Source organism: Roseobacter fucihabitans, from assembly GCF_014337925.2.
Classification (GTDB): Bacteria; Pseudomonadota; Alphaproteobacteria; order Rhodobacterales; family Rhodobacteraceae; genus Roseobacter; species Roseobacter fucihabitans.
This window is the reverse complement of record NZ_CP143423.1, coordinates 3,220,666-3,239,900: the sequence shown is the minus strand read 5'-3', so window position 1 is coordinate 3,239,900 and position 19,235 is coordinate 3,220,666. Positions and strand designations below refer to the sequence as shown.

18 protein-coding genes are annotated in these 19,235 nt (G+C 58.8%); 5 read left to right on the top strand and 13 right to left on the bottom strand.

Annotated features, from left to right (window positions below; all coding sequences use genetic code 11):
• Positions 1 to 49: 49 nt before the first annotated feature.
• Positions 50 to 682 carry a uracil phosphoribosyltransferase gene (gene upp, locus ROLI_RS15910; RefSeq protein ID WP_187429467.1) on the top strand — a complete coding sequence of 211 codons (633 nt, stop codon included), beginning with the start codon at positions 50 to 52 and terminating at the stop codon, positions 680 to 682.
• A gap of 237 nt (positions 683 to 919) precedes the next feature.
• On the opposite strand, the gene ROLI_RS15905 is transcribed toward upp, so the two are convergent.
• The 11 genes from ROLI_RS15905 to ROLI_RS15855 all read right to left on the bottom strand — a co-directional run bounded on the left by ROLI_RS15905 (position 920) and on the right by ROLI_RS15855 (position 13,677).
• A complete protein-coding gene (locus tag ROLI_RS15905) occupies positions 920 to 1,933 on the bottom strand; it encodes a hypothetical protein (protein WP_187429466.1) in 1,014 nt (337 codons plus the stop codon).
• 104 nt (positions 1,934 to 2,037) lie between these two features.
• Positions 2,038 to 3,672 carry an AMP-binding protein gene (locus ROLI_RS15900; RefSeq protein WP_187429488.1) on the bottom strand — a complete coding sequence of 545 codons (1,635 nt, stop codon included), beginning with the start codon at positions 3,670 to 3,672 and terminating at the stop codon, positions 2,038 to 2,040.
• 544 nt (positions 3,673 to 4,216) lie between these two features.
• Positions 4,217 to 6,418 carry a 3-hydroxyacyl-CoA dehydrogenase NAD-binding domain-containing protein gene (locus ROLI_RS15895; RefSeq protein ID WP_187429465.1) on the bottom strand — a complete coding sequence of 734 codons (2,202 nt, stop codon included), beginning with the start codon at positions 6,416 to 6,418 and terminating at the stop codon, positions 4,217 to 4,219.
• Positions 6,415 to 7,365 carry a hypothetical protein gene (locus tag ROLI_RS15890; protein ID WP_187429464.1) on the bottom strand — a complete coding sequence of 317 codons (951 nt, stop codon included), beginning with the start codon at positions 7,363 to 7,365 and terminating at the stop codon, positions 6,415 to 6,417. The genes ROLI_RS15895 and ROLI_RS15890 overlap by 4 nt, the downstream gene beginning before the upstream one ends.
• Before the next feature lie 3 nt (positions 7,366 to 7,368).
• Positions 7,369 to 8,580, bottom strand: coding sequence for an acetyl-CoA C-acetyltransferase (locus ROLI_RS15885; RefSeq protein ID WP_187429463.1), 1,212 nt, complete (start codon positions 8,578 to 8,580; stop codon positions 7,369 to 7,371).
• Positions 8,577 to 8,915: a hypothetical protein gene (locus ROLI_RS15880; RefSeq protein WP_187429462.1), complete on the bottom strand. Its 339-nt coding sequence runs from the start codon at positions 8,913 to 8,915 to the stop codon at positions 8,577 to 8,579. Before ROLI_RS15880 ends, ROLI_RS15885 begins: the two co-directional genes overlap by 4 nt.
• A gap of 4 nt (positions 8,916 to 8,919) precedes the next feature.
• Positions 8,920 to 9,558: a glutathione S-transferase family protein gene (locus tag ROLI_RS15875; protein WP_187429461.1), complete on the bottom strand. Its 639-nt coding sequence runs from the start codon at positions 9,556 to 9,558 to the stop codon at positions 8,920 to 8,922.
• On the bottom strand, positions 9,555 to 10,712 hold the full coding sequence (locus ROLI_RS15870; RefSeq protein WP_262386445.1) for an acyl-CoA dehydrogenase family protein: 1,158 nt from the start codon (positions 10,710 to 10,712) through the stop codon (positions 9,555 to 9,557). The genes ROLI_RS15875 and ROLI_RS15870 overlap by 4 nt, the downstream gene beginning before the upstream one ends.
• A gap of 159 nt (positions 10,713 to 10,871) precedes the next feature.
• The gene (locus ROLI_RS15865; RefSeq protein ID WP_187429460.1) at positions 10,872 to 12,653 is read right to left on the bottom strand and encodes an acyl-CoA dehydrogenase C-terminal domain-containing protein; all 1,782 of its coding nucleotides are present in this window, start codon (positions 12,651 to 12,653) and stop codon (positions 10,872 to 10,874) included.
• A gap of 35 nt (positions 12,654 to 12,688) precedes the next feature.
• Complete coding sequence (locus tag ROLI_RS15860; RefSeq protein ID WP_187429459.1) at positions 12,689 to 13,090, bottom strand: MerR family DNA-binding transcriptional regulator; 402 nt, start codon at positions 13,088 to 13,090, stop codon at positions 12,689 to 12,691.
• A gap of 212 nt (positions 13,091 to 13,302) precedes the next feature.
• Positions 13,303 to 13,677 (bottom strand): MerR family DNA-binding transcriptional regulator, encoded by a 375-nt coding sequence (locus ROLI_RS15855; protein WP_187429458.1) that lies wholly within the window; start codon positions 13,675 to 13,677, stop codon positions 13,303 to 13,305.
• A gap of 132 nt (positions 13,678 to 13,809) precedes the next feature.
• Here ROLI_RS15855 and ROLI_RS15850 point away from each other — a divergent pair, with 132 nt between their 5' ends.
• Genes ROLI_RS15850 through ROLI_RS15840 form a run of 3 tightly spaced genes read left to right on the top strand, consistent with a single transcriptional unit; the run spans position 13,810 to position 16,071 of the window.
• Entirely contained in the window at positions 13,810 to 14,232 is a 423-nt protein-coding gene (locus ROLI_RS15850) for a PaaI family thioesterase (RefSeq protein ID WP_187429457.1), read from the top strand.
• Positions 14,229 to 14,744 carry a PaaI family thioesterase gene (locus ROLI_RS15845; RefSeq protein ID WP_187429456.1) on the top strand — a complete coding sequence of 172 codons (516 nt, stop codon included), beginning with the start codon at positions 14,229 to 14,231 and terminating at the stop codon, positions 14,742 to 14,744. Before ROLI_RS15850 ends, ROLI_RS15845 begins: the two co-directional genes overlap by 4 nt.
• A 19-nt stretch (positions 14,745 to 14,763) precedes the next feature.
• On the top strand, positions 14,764 to 16,071 hold the full coding sequence (locus ROLI_RS15840; protein ID WP_187429455.1) for an MATE family efflux transporter: 1,308 nt from the start codon (positions 14,764 to 14,766) through the stop codon (positions 16,069 to 16,071).
• Between the two features lie 3 nt (positions 16,072 to 16,074).
• On the opposite strand, the gene ROLI_RS15835 is transcribed toward ROLI_RS15840, so the two are convergent.
• Both ROLI_RS15835 and ROLI_RS15830 read right to left on the bottom strand, forming a co-directional pair.
• Positions 16,075 to 17,118 (bottom strand): quinone-dependent dihydroorotate dehydrogenase, encoded by a 1,044-nt coding sequence (locus tag ROLI_RS15835; protein ID WP_187429454.1) that lies wholly within the window; start codon positions 17,116 to 17,118, stop codon positions 16,075 to 16,077.
• Entirely contained in the window at positions 17,115 to 17,465 is a 351-nt protein-coding gene (locus ROLI_RS15830) for a DUF952 domain-containing protein (RefSeq protein ID WP_187429453.1), read from the bottom strand. Before ROLI_RS15830 ends, ROLI_RS15835 begins: the two co-directional genes overlap by 4 nt.
• A 152-nt stretch (positions 17,466 to 17,617) precedes the next feature.
• Here ROLI_RS15830 and ROLI_RS15825 point away from each other — a divergent pair, with 152 nt between their 5' ends.
• Positions 17,618 to 19,174, top strand: a complete 1,557-nt coding sequence (locus ROLI_RS15825) for a bifunctional UDP-sugar hydrolase/5'-nucleotidase (RefSeq protein WP_187429452.1) — start codon at positions 17,618 to 17,620, stop codon at positions 19,172 to 19,174.
• Positions 19,175 to 19,235 lie beyond the last annotated feature (61 nt).

Here is a 19,235-nt window from a genome sequence, read left to right as displayed (position 1 = left end):
GCAATCGTTTTCAGGTCTAAACCGGACCAGAATTAAAAAGAGGCTTGTTATGACCGACCACGTCACCGTTGTTGATCACCCGTTGGTGCAGCACAAACTCACCATCATGCGCGACAAGGACACGCCGACCGCGGTTTTCCGGCAATTGCTGCGCGAGATCAGCCAGTTGCTTGCCTATGAGGTCACGCGCGGTCTGCCGATGACCACCAAGGAAATCGAAACGCCGATGCAGAAGATGCATGCTCCGACATTGGACGGCAAGAAACTGGCGTTGATTTCGATCCTGCGGGCGGGGAATGGGTTGCTGGACGGTGTTCTGGAGTTGATCCCATCGGCACGCGTGGGGTTCGTCGGGCTTTACCGCGATGAAAAGACGCTCCAACCGGTGCAATATTATTTCAAGGTGCCCGAAGGTCTGGATGACCGTCTGGTCATTGCTGTTGATCCGATGCTGGCGACCGGGAATTCATCTGTGGCGGCGATTGATCTGCTCAAACAGGCGGGCGCGACAAATATCCGTTTTCTCTGCCTTCTGGCGGCCCCTGAAGGGATCGCGCGGATGCAGCAGGCGCATCCCGATGTGCCGATCGTCACGGCTGCGGTGGATGAAAAACTCAATGAAGTGGGCTATATAGTGCCGGGTCTTGGCGATGCGGGTGATCGGATGTTCGGGACCAAGTAGGTCTTCGCCTGCGTCTTGACCCAGCGCGTGTCGGGGCCTTTGTGTTGGATCCGGGAATGGGGCCTGCTTTGCGCGCATCGCGTCGAAAGCGCATTTGCAGGTCCGTGGGTGATCATGGTCCCTACAGTTTCTGCCCGACACCCGGCGACCTTTGTAGGGTATCGATCCCACCTACTCAGATAAAGCGGGCAAAACCAGACGCTGTTCTAAGCGATAAACACCACCACCTGTGCCAGATCAGCCGCCGCAAATGCCTTGTAGTCGCAACCAATCCGCATCACTCAACAGCGCCTTGGCAGGCTTGCCCGCCAAGGGGTCCGCCTCGATCAGGGGCAGCACGCTTTCCCCGCTGATGTCGCGGGCATAGGCATAGGGCGTGCTTCTGACCTGCGCCTGCGAGAATACCCCCACAAGCACCTCTGGCTCCGGTTCGACCCGCGCCTGTGTCAGCAGATATTCCGCATAGGCGTCCAGTGTTTCGCGTTGCAATGCGCCTGTGGTCACCAATTGAAAACTCGCCCAGGTGCCGCTGACTTCCAGCAGGTCGCGCAACGGATCGTGCAACCGTGACTGGCTCTGGGCTACCACCGCATAGCCCGCCACCACATCGGGTTCCTCAAAATCCTCGACCAGGGCGCGGTTCAAAAGGATGTGCCCGCCGGGCAGGTACAAGCTCGTTTGTGTGGCACCGGGCATGATACTCAGCCGGTCCGTGCCAAGCCTGGCACGCAGGGTTGTCAATGCTCGGAGCCCCGCGGGGTTGGCACAGGCAGGCCCGGTCATGCGCTCGATACGGGCCAGCAACGCGTTGCCGATCTCGACGCGCTTGACCTGGGGGACAACACTCAGCGTGTGGGTGATCAACGCCTGCGGCAGCCAGAAAATGCCCGCTGCCAGAACAAGCGCCATCGAAAGCGTCATACCAAACCAGCGCAACCGACCGGGCCGGGGCCGGGCGCGCTCGACCGCACGGCGCAGCTTTTCGATGGCATCGATCATCTGATGCTCGCCTGCGTCCAACTCAAGCGTCTCACCAGGGTCCCCATCGGGATGGTAAAGCGCCGGTCGCTTGCCTGGATTGGCCCGCTCGATCGCCGCCAATGACCAATGGGTGATTGGCCGATCCCGCAAATCAGAAATCATCAGGGTGGCATCGCCGATGGACACGATGACCTCACGCCGCTGGCTCTGCGGTGACGCGCGCCACAGACCGCTGGCCTCAAGCCGGTCGTATTTCTTCAAAGCCGTCATGACGGATGCTGATACTGCTCATTTTACTTTGACGACAACTTACCACTTGCACCGGGTCATACAATGGGGCGCCGTAAGGTGGGCTTCAGGCCACCTTCCTTGTCCTAATCCAACATCTGCGCCTTCTTGCGCAATTCGAATTTCTGGATCTTGCCGGTGGAAGTCTTGGGCAACTCCTCAAATACAATCGCCTTTGGCGCCTTGAAACCGGCGAGCTTGCCACGCGCAAAGGCAATCAGCGCCGCCGCATCCGGCCTTGTTCCGGGCTTCAACTCGACAAAGGCGCAAGGCACCTCGCCCCATTTGTCATCCGGTTTGGCCACGACGGCTGCCAGCAACACATCATCATGCTCCATCAACACCCCCTCAACCTCAACGGATGAAATATTTTCTCCTCCCGAAATGATGATGTCCTTGGCGCGATCCGCAATCTGCATATACCCATCGCCATGCTGAACGGCGATGTCACCGGAATGAAAATACCCCCCCTCAAAGGCCTCCCGCGTGGCGTCAGGGTTCTTGAAATACCCCTTCATGACCGAATTCCCCCGGATCATGATCTCTCCCTTGCACGTCCCATCCATCGGAATCTGGCGCATCTGTGCGTCCATCACGGTGATGTCTTCCATCATCGGGAATGCCACACCCTGGCGGGCTTTGATCGCCGCACGCGCGGGTTTTTCCAGCGCGTCCCAGTCCTCCCCGCGCCATATGCATTCGGTCACATGGCCATAGGTTTCGGTTAGCCCGTAAACCTGCGTCACATTAAACCCGAGGGTTTCAATCTTGCTCAAGGTGGCCGGGGCGGGCGGGGCGCCGGCGGTGAACACCTCCACCTGATGATCGAACTTGCGCCGCTCGGTTTCCGGCGCGTTCACCAGCATATTCAACACAATAGGGGCACCGCCAAGATGCGTGACGCCTTCATCGGCGATGGCATCAAAGATGGCGGGTGCGGTAATGTCACGGCAGCATACGACCGTGCCGCCGATCAGCGGCATCATCCAGCTATGGTTCCAACCGTTGCAGTGAAACAGCGGTACGATGGTCAGATAGATCGGATGCAGCACCATGCGCCAGCTGACCACCGTCCCCATCGTCATAAGGTAAGCCCCGCGATGATGGTACACGACCCCCTTGGGGCGCCCGGTGGTCCCGGAGGTATAATTCAGCGCAAGGCTTTCCCATTCGTCTTGCGGCATGATCCACTCAAAACTCGGATCAGCGCCCGCCAACATGTCCTCATAGGTTTCAAAACGCCCCGAAGCGGGATGTCCGGCTGCAACGTCGGGGACCTCGATTAAGGTCGGTTTGGGACCGTCCATTTGCGCACAAGCGGCTTCGGCCAATTGCAGAAACTGGCTATCGACCAGAATAAGCTTAGCTTCGCCATGCCTCAGAATATAAGCGACCGTGTCCACATCCAGCCGGGTGTTGATGGTATTGAGCACGCCACCACAGGCGGGAACGCCAAAATGCGCCTCGATCTGCGCGGGGACATTCGGGATCAGGGTGGCAACCACATCGCCGGGCGCGATGCCCTTGCCGGACAATGCGCACGCCAGCCGCGTACAGCGTTCGTGATATTGCGCATAAGTAACGCGGTGCTCCTCCCCGTAAACCATGGCAAGCCGCTGGGCAAAAACATGCGATGCGCGTCGCAGATGGGACAAGGGTGTCAGGGGGGTGTAATTCGCGGCGCATTTGTCCAAGCCGTTTTCGTCACTCATCCAGCCCATTTGATTTCCCTTCGCTTCCCGTGTCACCCCATCGCAGAACGCAGGATATTGGATTTGGGAAATTTGAAAAGCGAATTGTCATACAATTGCGGAGACTTTTTCGACATGAGGTCGTGAAGGAGGGAATGCATCCTGTTGATCCCGGGACCTTCCATAACGCAAGGAGGCTTAGGCAGTGATTTCTTCGCGAATGAGGCTTTATGCTGCCTGAGATGTGACAGGGATGAGGCGGCGGCACTTGTCGCGCCAAACGGGGCGAGCTCATCCGGTCTGTGTCTTTCTACGCCAGGCCCTTAGTGATCAGAGTGGCTCAGGGCCAGGGCGCTGAAGGCAACGCAGGCTCCCTAAAACAACGGGCCTTTTAGAAGCGTATCAGTAAGGGATCACGCGACATCTGACGAGATCCGATTGAGCATTCTTCGCGGATCGTGCCACTGTTCGAAAGCGATTTTGCGGTAGCGATCACCACCCCCGATGTCTGCCTATCAGCAAACATCAGGTATTTGTAGCAATGAAACAGGCCGTGTCTCCTTTTGAGACGTGCTCAGGCTGCGACGGATGTCTTGCCAAAACGCCCGTAGAAGCTTTGTCCCTTGGCCGCTACGTCGCGCAGCAGGTCCGGGCAAGTAAAGCGGGACCCATGTGCCGCGCTCAACTGATCACACCGTTCGGCGGCGTAGGGTGCGCCGATCATATCGAGCCAGCTCAGCGGCCCCCCGGACCAGGGCGCAAACCCCCAGCCCAGAATGGCGCCGACATCGCCTTCGCGGATGTCCATCAACACGCCTTCTTCCAAGGCGCGCACGGCTTCAAGTGTCTGCGAGAACAGCAGCCGGTGTTGAACGTCGATCAGATCGGGCTGCCCGTCTGCGAGCGGGTACTTCTCGCCAAGCCCGCTCCACAGAACCTGACGCTTGCCCTTTTCGTCATAGGTATAAAACCCAGCAGCTGTTTTGCGCCCCAGACGGTTTTCACCCTCCATCCAGAAGATGACATCATCCACGGCCCCGTCGGGATACGCATCGCCCATCGCGGCCTTGGTGGCGCGGGCGATTTTTGCTCCCAGATCAATCGAGGTTTCATCGACCAGTTGCAACGGCCCCAGCGGCATGCCCACCAGACGCGCGGCGTTTTCGATGAGCGCGGGGGCCACGCCCTCGGCCACCATGCGAATGCCCTCGTTGATATAGGGGATGATGCAGCGGTTGGCATAAAAGAACCGCGCGTCATTGACGACAATCGGCGTCTTGCGGATCTGGCGCACATAATCGAGGGCCTTGGCGACGGCGCGGTCCCCGGTGCCCTTACCCTTGATGATTTCGACCAGCAGCATTTTTTCAACAGGGGAGAAAAAATGGATGCCGATGAATTGCTCGGGGCGGCTGGAGGCCTTGGCCAATTCGGTGATCGGCAGGGTGGAGGTGTTGGAGGCAAAGATGCAATCCTCTGGGATCACCGCTTCGACTTTTTGGGTCATCTCGGCCTTGACCTTGGGGTCCTCAAACACCGCCTCGATGATCAGATCGCATCCTTTGAGCGCATTAAGATCCGTGGTCGCGGTGATCAGATTAAGCAACTGCTCTTTCTTTTCCGGCGTGGTCTTCCTGCGCGCGATGCCTTTGTCGGCAAAATTCGCCGTATAGGCCTTGCCACGCTCAGCAGCTTCCTGGTTCTGGTCGATCAGCACCACTTCGATGCCAGCCTGAACCGACACCAATGTGATGCCCGCCCCCATCATGCCCGCGCCCAGAACACCCAGTTTCCTGACGCGCTGATCCGCCACATCCGCAGGGCGGACTGCACCTTTTTCCAACGCTTCCTTGTTGATAAAAAGCGAACGGATCATCGCCTCGGAAGAGGGGTTGAGCAGAACAGAGGTGAACCAACGCGCCTCGATCTTGAGCGCGGTATCAAACGGAACCATCGCCCCCTCATAGACCGCAGAGAGCAGCGCCTTGGCCGCCGGGTAAACCCCTTGCGTCTTGCCGTTCACCATGGCGGAGGCACCGACAAAGGTCATGAAACCCGCCGGGTGATAGGGCGCACCGCCGGGCATTTTATAGCCCTTGGCATCCCAGGGTTTGACCAGATCGGCGTCCTTGGCGTTCAACACCCATGCGCGCGCATCCGCCATCGGATCATCGGACACGGCGTCGATCAGACCTGCGGCCTTGGCTGCGGTTGGGGCCACCAGCTTGCCCTCCAGCAGGAAGGGCGAGGCTCCCATGGCCCCCAGTTTACGCACCAGACGGGTCGTCCCGCCCGCTCCGGGGAAAATCCCGACCATGATTTCGGGCAACCCGATCTTGGCCTTGGGGTTGGTGGCCGCAAAAATGCGATGCGTCGAAAGTGGCAGTTCCAAACCAATGCCCAGAGCCGTACCCGGCAGGACTGTTGCAATCGGCTTGCCGCCTTTGAGCGTCTTGGGGTCCATGCCTGCGCGTTCGATTTTGCGCAGCAGGGCGTGCATTTTCATCGTACCTTCAAAAAGACCCTTGGCCGGGTTGTCACCGGCTTCATCGCGCATTTTCGCGATCAGGTTGAGGTCCATGCCACCGGCAAAAGAACCCTCCTTGCCGGAGGTCAGAATGATGCCCTTCACTGCCTCATCCCCGATGGCCTGGTCCATCAGATCCTCGATCTGCGCCAGCCCTTCAAAGGACATCACATTCATGGATTTGCCGGGCACGTCCCAGGTGATGGTGGCAATGCCGTCGCCGTCGGTTGTCATGGTAAACTCGGTCATAGCCGGGTCCTTTCCTGAATTGTTCTAAGGGTCACCAGCGCATCAGATGGCACCGGCTCGTTATAGGGGAATGTCGAATTTTGCAGGGAATAGGTCACAGATTTCAGATGCCAACGGCCGGCGATGCGCTGCAACACCATGCGGGATCTGACCGGCCCAAACCGCAGCACGTCACCCGCCATCATTTCCGTGCTGTGATAGCCACAGATCAGATCGTTTGAGATGAATTCTGCACTTTCGCCGCGCCGCTCGAGGCGATCGCAACCCTTAGCCCGGAGCGTTTCCTGAAGCATATCAAAGAACGGCCTCACGTCTTCGGGACAAGAAATAATCGTGTCTGACGCTTCCGTGTGGGAGGAATGAGGAAACATCAGATGGCTGCAATAAAGCTCGAAGTCATTCTGATTATTGGCCAAAGAAAGCGCGTCTATGAACCTCTGATAAAACGTCAAAGGGTCAATGCCCTGGCTGCGTATGTCGTTTTGGGGTCGCGGTGGAGGGGTTTTATTCGCTGCATCCTGCCTGACGCGCGGAATATAGATCGGCCAGTGGAGGTTGTTCAACATGCTGTCGACCTCCAGGACTTTCCAAACGTTCTTGTCGCGCGCGAGCACCATCCGGCTGGCATAACTTGCCATCACGGGGGTGGCATCGCGCAACGTATGGGTCATGTGATGTCCGGCGATATAGTTGTCACTCAGAAACTCCGCATCAACCACCAAGCGTACCAGATTGGTCGTGCCTTGCCCTTTGAGGGCCGCGACAAAGGTCGCCAACTCTGTGATCAGATCGTCTTTTGTCTCAACGATTGTTTCACTGCTGAGCGTGCGCAACAAATGCGGCAGCTTGATCCGTGCCAGCGCCATATCCGTATCGCCACACATGACGGCGCCCGACAAAACATCCAGCGTTTCCTGATAGATAGCTTTGGCATCGTCCCCGGTCATGGTTCAGACCCGCTCAATAATTGTCGCGGCTCCCATCCCCGATGCGATACAAAGCGTGGCCAGCCCCACTGCCTTATCCGCGCGTTCCATTTCATCCAGCAATGTGCCGATGATCATTGCACCAGTTGCCCCCAGCGGGTGGCCCATTGCAATCGACCCCCCATTGACGTTCACCTTTTCGCTTTCGACATCAAAGGCCTGCATGAAGCGCAAGACGACCGCGGCAAAGGCCTCATTGACCTCAAACAGGTCGATGTCCTTGATGCTCATGCCGTTGTCAGCGAGGATTTTTTCCGTCACTGGCACCGGTCCGGTCAACATGATCGTCGGATCGGTGCCGATTTTTGCTGTGGCACGTATGCGCGCGCGCGGTTTAAGGCCGTATTTCTCGCCAAAGGCTTTGGACCCGATCAAAATGGCCGCGGCACCGTCCACGATGCCGGATGAATTGCCTGCGTGGTGGATGTGGTTGATCTTCTCAAGGTGGGGATATTTCATCAGCGCGACCTTGTCGAAACCGGGCATGACCTCGCCCATGGCCTGAAACGCGGGATTCAAAGCGCCGAGGCTTTGCATGTCGGTCTGCGGGCGCATGTATTCGTCGTGATCCAGAATGGGCAGGCCGTTTTGGTCGTGAATGGCGATCACGGATTTAGCGAACCGTTTGTCGTCCCAGGCGGCTTTGGCGCGGCGTTGCGATTCCACGGCCAATTGGTCCGCATCATCCCGGCTGAACCCGTATTCCGTCGCGATGATATCCGCGCTGATGCCTTGCGGGACGAAGTATTTTTCCATCGCCAGCGTCGGGTCCACGGCAATCGCCGCGCCGTCCGCCCCCATCGCCACGCGACCCATCATCTCGACGCCGCCTGCGATATAGGCGTCACCGGCACCGCCGCGCACCTGATTGGCGGCCAGATTGACGGCCTCCATGCCCGACGCGCAAAACCGGTTGATCGCCAGACCGGGGATGCGTTCGTCCAGATCGGAGGCCAGCACGGCAGAACGCGCCAGGCACCCGCCCTGTTCCATGACCTGCGTGACATTGCCCCAGATCACGTCTTCTACGGCGTGTCCTTCCAGATTGTTGCGCGTTTTCAATGCGTTCAACGTCAGCGCGGAGAGGCGCAACGATGTCACCTCATGCAGGCTGCCGTCCTTGCGACCCTTGCCGCGGGGGGTGCGCAGGGCGTCATAGATATAGGCTTCGGTCATAACGTTTCTTCCTGTAACTGGCTATCAAACGCGTCACGGATAATTGTGTCGGGTTGGAGCATTTGTTGTGCAACTTGGATCAAAGTTGTTTCGTGTTTCCTGCGCACGCTGGCACGGGCTGATCCGAAAATCGAGGACTGTTTTTGGGTAAAGAATTGGCGCAAAGACGGGATGTTTTTGCGCCCTTGCAATGCGGTCTCCGGCAGTTCATTTTCGGAAATGGCGCAATGCCCTGCTTCCCATGCAAGCGGCAGCCGCTGTCTTAGATTACCCGGGTCCAAGCAAAGGACTCGAATTGAGAGATGTGAGCGTTCGCAGCAGTAAACCAATGACATCTTTCTATTTCCTATCAGCAGGGCTGCCGGGCATCAGATCATAGGGGTGTTTCCAGCCCGGCGTATCGGAAAGTCGCGTCAGCCAGGCATCAATATGGGGCCAGTCGGCGCGCTCAAACCCGAAGTGTTCCGGGTAATAGAGATAGCCGCAGCAGCTGAGATCCGCGTTGGTGATCCCGTTACCCACGATCCAGTCACGCCCCTCAAGGTGGTCGTTGAGAACGGCGTAAGCGGCCTTCAGACGACCCTGATTAAAGGTGATGACCTCCTGCGGGCGCTTGTCCTCGGGCAGGAAGTGCATCAGAAAGCGGGTCGGCCCAATGACCGAACTGAGCTTGTGATTGTCCCACAGCACCCAGCGCAGAATTTCCCGCCGTTCCTGCGCGTCCTTGCCGCCGAACTTGCCCGACTTCTCGGCCACGTAATCCTGAATAACACCCGATTGTGTCAAACGGATATCGCCATCCACCATCACCGGGACTTCGCCCATGCTGTTGATCTCTGCGCGGTACTCGGGCGTGCGGGATTCCCCGCCAAAGAAATCGACCTTGATCGCGTTCCAGTCGAGACCCGACAATTCAAGCGCCAGCGCCGCCTTATAGGCGTTGCCGCTTTCACCAAAGCAATAGAGTTTGATCGTCATAGGGTCCTCGCAATCAGTTCTTTCATGATTTCATTCGTCCCGCCGTAAATCCGCTGCACGCGCGCGTCGGCCCACATTTCTGCCACCGCATATTCCTGCATGAAACCATAGCCGCCGTGCAACTGCACGCATTCATCCAGCACTTCGCATTGCGTATCGGTGAGCCAATATTTGCTCATGGCGGCCTTTTCGACGCTCAATTCACCGCGCAGATGCTCTTGGATGCATTGATCAAGGAAAGCACGCGCCACGGTGGTGCGGGTTTTGCATTCCGCCAGTTTGAACCGGGTGTTCTGGAATTGTGTCAACGGCCCGCCAAAAGCTTCGCGCTCCTTGCAATAGGCGATGGTGCGCGCAACGGCCCCTTCCATGGCACCGACCGCGCCGCACCCGATGATCAACCGCTCCTGGGGGAGTTGCCGCATCATCTGATAAAAGCCCTGGCCTTCCTCGCCGCCAAGGATGTTTTCGGGTGGGATTTCGACGTCATCGAAAAACAGCTCAGAGGTATCGGCGGCATGCAGGCCGATTTTTTCGAGGTTGCGCCCCCGCGCGAAGCCCTGCGCTTCGTCGGTTTCAACGATCACCAGCGACACGCCCTTGGAGCCCTCGGCGGGGTCTGTTTTGGCGGCGACGATGATCAGATTGGCGTGTTGCCCGTTGGTGATGAAGGTCTTTTGCCCCGACAGACGGTAGGCATTGCCATCGCGGATCGCGCGGGTCTTGATGCGCTGCACATCCGAGCCGGTCGAGGGTTCGGTCATGGCCAGCGCGCCGACCAACTCGCCCGATATCATTTTGGGCAACCAGCGTTTTTTCTGATCTTCCGTGCCATAGGCCAGCACATAATGTGCCACGATGCCCGAATGGATGCCGTGCCCCCAACTGGCCAGATTGGCGCGCGAGGCCTCGATCAGGATTGCGGCTTCATGGCCGAAATCGCCCCCCGGTCCGCCGTATTCTTCGGGCACGGACGGACATAGAAGGCCCAACTCACCGGCCTGTGCCCAGGTGTCCCGGTCCATCTGGCCCTGCTTGCGCCATTTGTCGAATTTGGGAGCCCATTCATTGGTGATGAATTGCGCGGTCATCTGCGCAATCATGCTGTGTTCTTCGGTCATCCAGCCGGAAGTGCCATGTGAACCGTCGTGCATCCGCTACCCCCCCCGTGTGTGTCGTCTTTATCTGCGCCGGCGCGGCTTGCGCGCCAGCCAATGAGTGTCGTGATGCTGGCCTTTGCACCTCCAGACCTCTCAACTAGAGGCGTCATGGGCGCGTCCCGCGTGATCAACGGGTAGGCATAGTTCCGTCGTTCAAAAATGCGCCGCTTCCAGCGCCATGACGGTTTCGGCACCGCTCTGGATCCGGCTCAGATGCAGGGCCGTCGCAGGCAATTGACGTGCCATGTAATAGCGCCCGGTATGCAGCTTTGTCTCATAGAACGCGACGTCGGATGCGCCGCCTTCAAGCGCCACCATCGCGGCCTTGCCCATCCTCGCCCACATCAGACCAAGACAAACATGCCCGAACATATGCATGAAATCATAGGAGCCCGAGAGTGCATTATTAGGGTTCTTCATACCGTTTTGCATGAAATACATCCCCGCCGCTTGCAAATCTTTGCTCGCGGTCTTGAGCGGTTCGAGGAACTGCGCGTCGAAATCCGCGTCCTGTCCGGCGTTTTCCTTGATGAAGGTTTTGACCAGATCAAAGAAAGCCATGACATGTTTGCCCCCGTCCTGCGCCAGTTTGCGGCCCACAAGGTCCAGCGCCTGCACGCCGTTTGCTCCCTCATAGATCATGGCGATGCGGCTATCGCGGGTGAATTGCGACATACCCCATTCCTCGATGTAACCATGTCCGCCGTAAACCTGCTGGGCCTTGATGGTCATGTCATATCCCTGGTCGGTCAGGAAACCCTTGATCACGGGTGTCAGTAGCGACACCAGCCCTTCGGCGGCCGCATCATCAGCGCGGTGTGAGGCATCCAGCAGCGTCGAGCCCCAGAGGATAAAGGCGCGCGCGCCCTCGGCAAAGCTCTTTTGATCCATCAGCGACCGGCGGATGTCGGGATGCACGATCAGCGGATCGGCGGGCCCGTCGGGGTTTTTCTCGCCCGTCACGTCGCGGCCCTGAAGCCGGTCCTTGGCGTAATCCAGCGCGTTCTGATAGGCGGCTTCGGCCTGGGACATGCCTTGCATGCCGACACCGAGACGGGCTTCGTTCATCATGGTGAACATGGCGCGCATGCCTTTGTGCTCTTCGCCCAGCAGATATCCGGTAGCCCCGTCGTAGTTCATCACGCAGGTGGAATTGCCGTGGATGCCCATTTTTTCTTCGATGTTGCCGACCGCGACAGCATTACGTGCGCCGAGGGAGCCATCGTCGTTCACGCATATTTTTGGAACAATGAAGAGGGAGACGCCCTTGATGCCATCGGGGGCACCGGTGATTTTGGCGAGCACCAGGTGGATGATGTTATCGGCCATGTCATGTTCACCCGCGGAGATGAAGATTTTCTGTCCGGTGATTTTATAGCTGCCGTCCTCTTGGGGTTCGGCCTTGGTGCGCATCAGGCCGAGATCGGTGCCGCAATGCGGTTCGGTTAGGTTCATCGTGCCGGTCCAGTCACAGGACACCATATTGGGCAGGTAAGTGTCTTTCTGTGCGTCACTGCCATGCGCCAGGATCGCCGAGGCCGCGCCGTGCGTCAGGCCCTGATACATGGTGAAGGCCATATTGGCGGAGGAGAACATCTCGCCCACAGCCGTGCCGATGACGATCGGCATGTTTTGCCCGCCGTATTCTTCGGGCATGTCCAGACCGGGCCAGCCGCCCTCTTTGACCTTTGCGAAGGCGTCCTTGAACCCGGTGGGCGTGCGCACGATACCGTTTTCCAGAGTGCAGCCTTCGGTATCACCGATGCGGTTCAACGGCGCGACCACTTCTGAGGTCAGCCTTCCGGCCTCTTCCAGAATGGCGGCGGTGAAATCGGCCTCCAGATCCTCGTAACCCGGGATGTTTTGCTCTGCGACTTTGAGCACATCATGGAGAACGAATTGCATGTCTTTGGTCGGGGCGGTGTAACGGGGCATCTGGTTTATCTCCCTGAAATCGAAATGGGTTGGCGTTATTCGGCGGCGCTGCGCGGGGCTTGCATGGAGGCGATCATCTCGGCACCCCATTCGAGCTGTTTTTTCAAATCTTCAATTGCGTCGTTCAACGCATCGCGCTGGCTTTCCAGTTCGGCAAGGCGTTTGCACCCTACGTCATAGGAGGCCTGGACCTGGGTCTGCTGTTGATCGCCCAGATCATAAAGATCCAGCAGCTGGCGCAGTTCTTCGAGGCTGATGCCGAAACGTTTGCCACGCAGGATCAGCTTCAGGCGCGCGCGATCGCGCCGTGTGAACAGCCGCTTCTGGCCTTCGCGGATCGGAAACAGCAATTCCTTGGATTCGTAAAAGCGCAACGTCCGCGGGGTTACCTCGAAGGCGTCACACATCTGGCGGATGGTCATAAATTCTTCGGTCATCTTTACTCTCACTTCACTATCGGGTCGCGGCACAGATAGGGTCTGCACTCTGGGCTACAATATTCGCTGACGTTTACGTAACCCGAACGTCACGTCACTTTGGCCGTGACTAGGAGAAAATGAGATAATGGCGATTCAAAACACTCTGTTTGCACTCAATCGCGGCGCTGATGTCGTTATCAATAGGAGGGTAAACAGTAAGCCCGAAGGTGTCAGGTCTTGTTTATTTCGCCCGCGACCTCTTCGCGCAGATCGCGCAACTCCTGCATGGCTTCGTCCAATTGCGCGCGTTGCTCCGCCAGTTCTCTGAGCTGACCATCGGCCAGATCGACCCAGGCCGACATCTGCGCCGCCGTGCCTTCATTTTCATAGATCAGCAGCCACTGCCGGATATCTTCGAGCTGAAATCCGAATTTTCGTCCCCGCAGGATAAGCTTCATGCGTGCGCTCTCTCGGGGACCGTAGTACCGCGCACGGCCGTCCCGTTCGGGTTGCAGCAATTCGATGTATTCGTAGTAACGCAAAGTCCGCGGGGTCACCTCAAACTTGGCGCACATTTCCTTGAATGTCAGGCGCGGCTCTGTCATGCGATCTGTCTCCCTATGCGCAGGCTAGGACGCTATCTTGTCGAGCGCAACCGTCACTCTTGCTCTCCATGCCAGTCTGGGACGATAAGGGGCGCAGCAACATCCGGGACCAGCCTGATCGGAGCACAGACCATGGCAACTAAAACCGACATCGCAAGACAGTTCATTGAGGCGATCCCGCATAGCAAGGCCTTGGGGATGCGCTTGACCGATATGGGGGAAGGCACTGCCGAGATCGAAATGCCCTATGATGACAAGCTGGTTGGGGATCCGGAAACGGGTGTGATCCACGGCGGTGCGGTATCGGCGCTGATGGATACCTGTTGTGGCGCGGCGGTGATGAGCCACCCGGCAAGCCCCGGCGGCACGGCCACCATCGATTTACGCATCGATTACATGCGTGCGGCGACCCCCGGACAGGCGATCACGGCTCGTGCAACTTGTTATCATGTGACCCGCACCGTGGCCTTTGTGCGTGCCACGGCGACGGATGCGGATACTGGCAATCCGGTCGCAGCCGCCACCGGCGCCTTCACCGTGGAGGGCACCCGATGAAAGCGCCGCGACGCCCGCCCGAACCGGTTCAGGTGATCAAGCAACGCCGCGATGCGACGCTGCGCGCGCTCGTTGAGGGGGTGCCCTATATTCAATATCTGGGCATGCAATTTGAGCGTAAAGGCGATGAATTGACCGGCGTTTTGCCGTTTGACCAAAAGTTGATTGGAAATCCGATGCTGCCGGCGATCCACGGCGGCGTCACGGCGGCCTTTCTGGAAGTCACCTCAATTATCACGCTGAGCTGGACCTATCTGTGGGAGGACGTCGAGTCCGGCGCGATCGATACCGATACGCTCAAATCAGGTGGTCTGCCACGGCTACCGAAAACAATCGACTTTTCAACGGATTACCTTCGATCGGGATTGCCGCGCGACGCCTATGCGCGGGCGCGGATCAACCGGTCTGGGCGGCGTTACGCTTCGGTTCATGTCGAGGCGTGGCAGGATAATCGCAATCGCCTGTTCGCCCAGGCGACGGGTCACTTTCTGATGCCTCAACGTCGTGACTGACAGCGCGACAAACCCGCCCATGGCCATTACCCATCGGCGGGTTTTGAAAATTGCCCTGCCCATCGTCTTGTCCAATGCGACGGTGCCGATCCTTGGGGCGGTTGATGTGGGCGTGGTCGGGCAATTGGGCGAGGCCGCGCCCATCGGGGCCGTTGCCCTGGGTGCGATCATCCTGACCACCATCTATTGGATATTCGGTTTCCTGCGCATGGGGACGGTTGGCCTTGTCGGGCAGGCCGAGGGGGCGGGGGACAAAGCGGAGGTTTCCGCCTGGCTGACCCGCGCCCTGCTGGTTGCATTGGCGGGCGGTTTCATGCTGATCATCTTGCAACCCCTGATTTTCTGGGGGGCTTTGCGCCTGGCACCTGCCAGTGAAGAGGTGGAAAGCCTCGCCTGGACGTATTTGACCATTCGCATCTGGACGGCCCCCGCTGCCATCGCCGTCTATGCGCTGACCGGCTGGCTGGTGGCGATGGAACGCACGGCGGGCGTGTTCTGGGTGCAACTGGTGATGAACGGCACCAACATCCTGCTCGATCTGCTGTTTGTGCTGGTGTTTGAGTGGGGTGTGCCGGGCGTCGCCATTGCCACCGTCATTGCGGAATTGACCGGCGCCGCCTTGGGGCTGTGGTTCTGCCGCAGCGCCTTTCAAAGGCCCGACTGGCGTGACTGGCCGCGTGTTCTGGACCGGGTGAAATTGATCCGCATGGCCGTGCTGAACACCGACATCCTGCTGCGCTCGGCGATGCTGATGATCATTTTTCTGTCGATCAACTTCCTCGGTGCAAAATTTGGCGACGTGACCCTCGCGGGCAATGCGGTACTGGTGCAATTCATGTATATCACAGCCTATGCGATGGATGGTTTTGCCTTTGCTGCCGAAACCCTGATTGCGCGTGCGATTGGTCGCGGGGACCCGGCCTATGTCAGGCGCAGTGCGCTTTTGACGTCGATGTGGGGCCTGGCGATCTGCGTTCTGATGGCCGTCGGTTTTGCGCTCGCGGGCGGCTGGCTGATCGATGTGATGGCCAAAGACCCCGAGGTTCAGGCATCGGCCCGTCAATTCCTGCCCTATATGGTCGCGGCCCCCCTTGCGGGCTGCGCGGCCTGGATGCTGGATGGTATCTTCATCGGGGCCACGCGCAGCAAGGACATGCGCAACATGATGGCGCTCAGCTTTGTCATCTATTGGGCGGCGATTTTCATGCTGTTGCCGCTTTTTGGCAATCACGGTCTGTGGATGGCGCTGTTGATTTCCTTTGTCGCGCGCGGGGTCACATTGGGGCTGCGATATCCGGCTTTGGAGGCGTCGGCACAAGCGCGGTAGCGCTCAGAGCCAATCCGCGCGGCGGCTGCCCACAGCGTCTTGAACCGAAGCAAACCCATCGCGCGCCAAAAGGCGATCCAGACCGGTGACGATATCGCCAACCAACGACAACCCGCCATAAACCAGTGCGGTGTAAAGCTGCACGGCGCTCGCCCCTGCGCAGATCTTGGCATAGGCCTGCTGGGCTGAGCCCACACCACCAACCCCGATCAGCGGGATATCGGTTTGCGCGGACAGCTGCGCCAGCACACGCGTAGAGCGGATAAACAGCGGCTGTCCAGACAGCCCCCCGGCCTGGGGTGCATGCTCACTGCGCAGACCCTCGCGCGACAGCGTCGTATTGGTCGCGATGATCGCATCGACCCTTGCATCGCGCGCCACGACGGCAATATCGGCGATCTCGCTCTCGCTGAGGTCGGGCGCGATTTTCAAAAACACCGGTGTGGTACCGCGCACCTGCATGACGCCATCAAGTAGTGCTGCAAGGGCTGCGGGCCCCTGCAAGTCACGCAGTTTTTCAGTGTTGGGCGAGGAGACGTTCACCGTGGCGAAATCCACATCTGCGCCCAGATGTGCCATGACTGTGGCAAAATCCGCCGCGCGGTCCGCGCTGGTTTTATTTGCACCCAGATTGATGCCCACGGGCACCGCCGCGCACGCAGATTTCAGCCGCGCGCCGATGGTCTCCATACCGTCGTTGTTGAAGCCGAAGCGGTTGATCGCCGCGCCGTCCGCGCCCAGACGAAACAGCCGCGGTTTTTCATTGCCCGGTTGCGGTTGCGGTGTGGCCGCACCGACCTCCAGAAACCCGAAACCCGCCTTCGACAAGGGCGTGACGGCCTCTGCGTTCTTGTCAAACCCTGCGGCCAGACCAATCGGGTTGGGCATATCGATCCCGGCCACACGCGTTTTCAAACGATCCGACGTCAAGGGTCCGGGTGCAGGCGCGAGCCGGTTTTGCAAGGCCTTGATCGCCCAACCATGAGCGTCCTCCGGGTCCATCCGGCGCAGGGCGCGCAGGCCGATCTGTTCCAGAACCTGTTTCATGTGCTGGCATCTTCAAGGCCTGCCGGGAATTGGTGCATCCCACCCTTGAGCGGCAACGGTTGCGCCCATGAAACATCCCCCATCTGCAACGCACGATAGAGATGGGGGAACAATTGATCGCCCCGCGATTTTTCCCATTTCAGATCATCCGCCAGCCGCTCTGTCTCGACGGCCAGAAGCATCAAATCTTTCTCACCGGCAAAATGTTTCGCCGCCGTTTGAGCCGCCTGCGCAGCGGTCGAAAAATGCACATAGCCATCGGCAATATCAATCGGAGCACCGGCAGTTTGCCCGTTGTCACGCAGGGCGGCCCATTCACCGGCGCGGAAAATCTTGTATATCATCATGGGATTTGTGATGCCCTGCACACCCGGCGCGGTCAAGGGCGCGCTCAAAGCTTAATCGCCGCACCCTGACGCTGGGTCACACCGCATAGAGGCTTTGACACCGGCACCCTCAAACGCCACCATATCCGCAGAATTCAAACCAGGGGAAAAACATGAAACGATTCCTGACGGCCACGGCCGCACTTGCGCTCACCAGCGGGATGGCAGCTGCAGAATACAAGCTGACGATCCTGCACACGAATGATTTCCACGCACGCTTTGAACCGATCAGCAAATATGACAGCGGCTGTTCATCCGAGGATGACGTGGCGGGCGAATGTTTCGGCGGCTCGGCGCGGCTTGTGACGGCCATTGCCGAGGCACGTGCGCGTTCGGACAATGCCATCCTCGTGGATGGGGGCGATCAGTTCCAGGGCACGCTGTTTTACACCTATTACAAGGGGGCCTTGGCCGCCGAGATGATGAACAAGCTTGGCTATGACGGCATGACCGTGGGTAATCACGAGTTCGATGATGGCCCCGAAGTGCTGCGCGGGTTCATGGATGCGGTGAACTTCCCGGTGCTGATGTCCAACGCGGATGTGTCGCGCGAACCGCTTTTGGCCGATAAGCTGGCGAAATCGACGGTGATCGAACGGGGCGGCGAAAAGATCGGCCTGATCGGGCTGACCCCCGAGGATACGGACGAACTGGCCTCTCCGGGCGATAACATCACCTTCTCCGATCCGGTTGCGGCGGTACAGGGCGAGGTTGATCGGCTCACGACTGAGGGCATCAACAAGATCATCGTGCTGAGCCATTCGGGCTATCGCACGGATCAGCGCGTGGCGGCTGAGACGACGGGTGTGGATGTGATCGTGGGCGGGCATTCCAATTCTCTGCTGTCCAACACCAATGACCGCGCGGCGGGTCCCTATCCGACGATGGTGGGCGAAACGGCCATTGTGCAGGCCTATGCCTATGGCAAGTTTCTGGGTGAATTGAACGTTACCTTTGATGAGGCTGGCAACATCACGCAGGCCGTGGGCGAGCCGATCATCATGGATGCCACGATCACACCTGATGCCGATACGCAGGCCCGTATCGCACAGGCCGCCGAACCGCTCGAAAAGATCCGCAATCAGGTCGTCGCGGAAACCGCGGCTGAAATCGTGGGTGTGCGCGAGGATTGCCGCGCGCGCGAATGTGCCATGGGCAATCTGATTGCCGATGCCATGCTGGCGCGGGTCAAGGATCAGGGCGTCCAAATCGCGTTTCAGAACAGTGGCGGAATCCGTGCGAGCATTGATGCCGGCAAGGTGACCATGGGCGAAGTCCTGACGGTTTTGCCGTTTCAGAACACGTTGAGCACATTCGACGTCACCGGTGAAACGATCATCGCGGCCCTGGAAAACGGTGTCAGCGAGCATGAAGAGGGGGCCGGACGCTTCCCGCAAGTGGCGGGCATGAGCTTTGCCTTTGATGTGTCCCAACCCGCGGGCAGCCGGATCAGCGATGTGATGGTTGGCGGTGCGCCGATCGATCCGGCCAAGGTCTATTCCGTTGTGTCCAATGACTATGTCCGCAACGGTGGGGATGGGTATGATATGTTCAAGACGGCCGAAAACGCATATGATTTCGGACCGGATCTGGCGGATGTGACGGCGGAATTCCTGGCCGCCAAGGGACCCTACACGCCCTACACCGACGGGCGCATTACGGAAAAATAACAGGGGCGATTTGACCACTGCGGCGCGCCCACATCTGTTTTGGGCGCGTTTTTTGACTTAT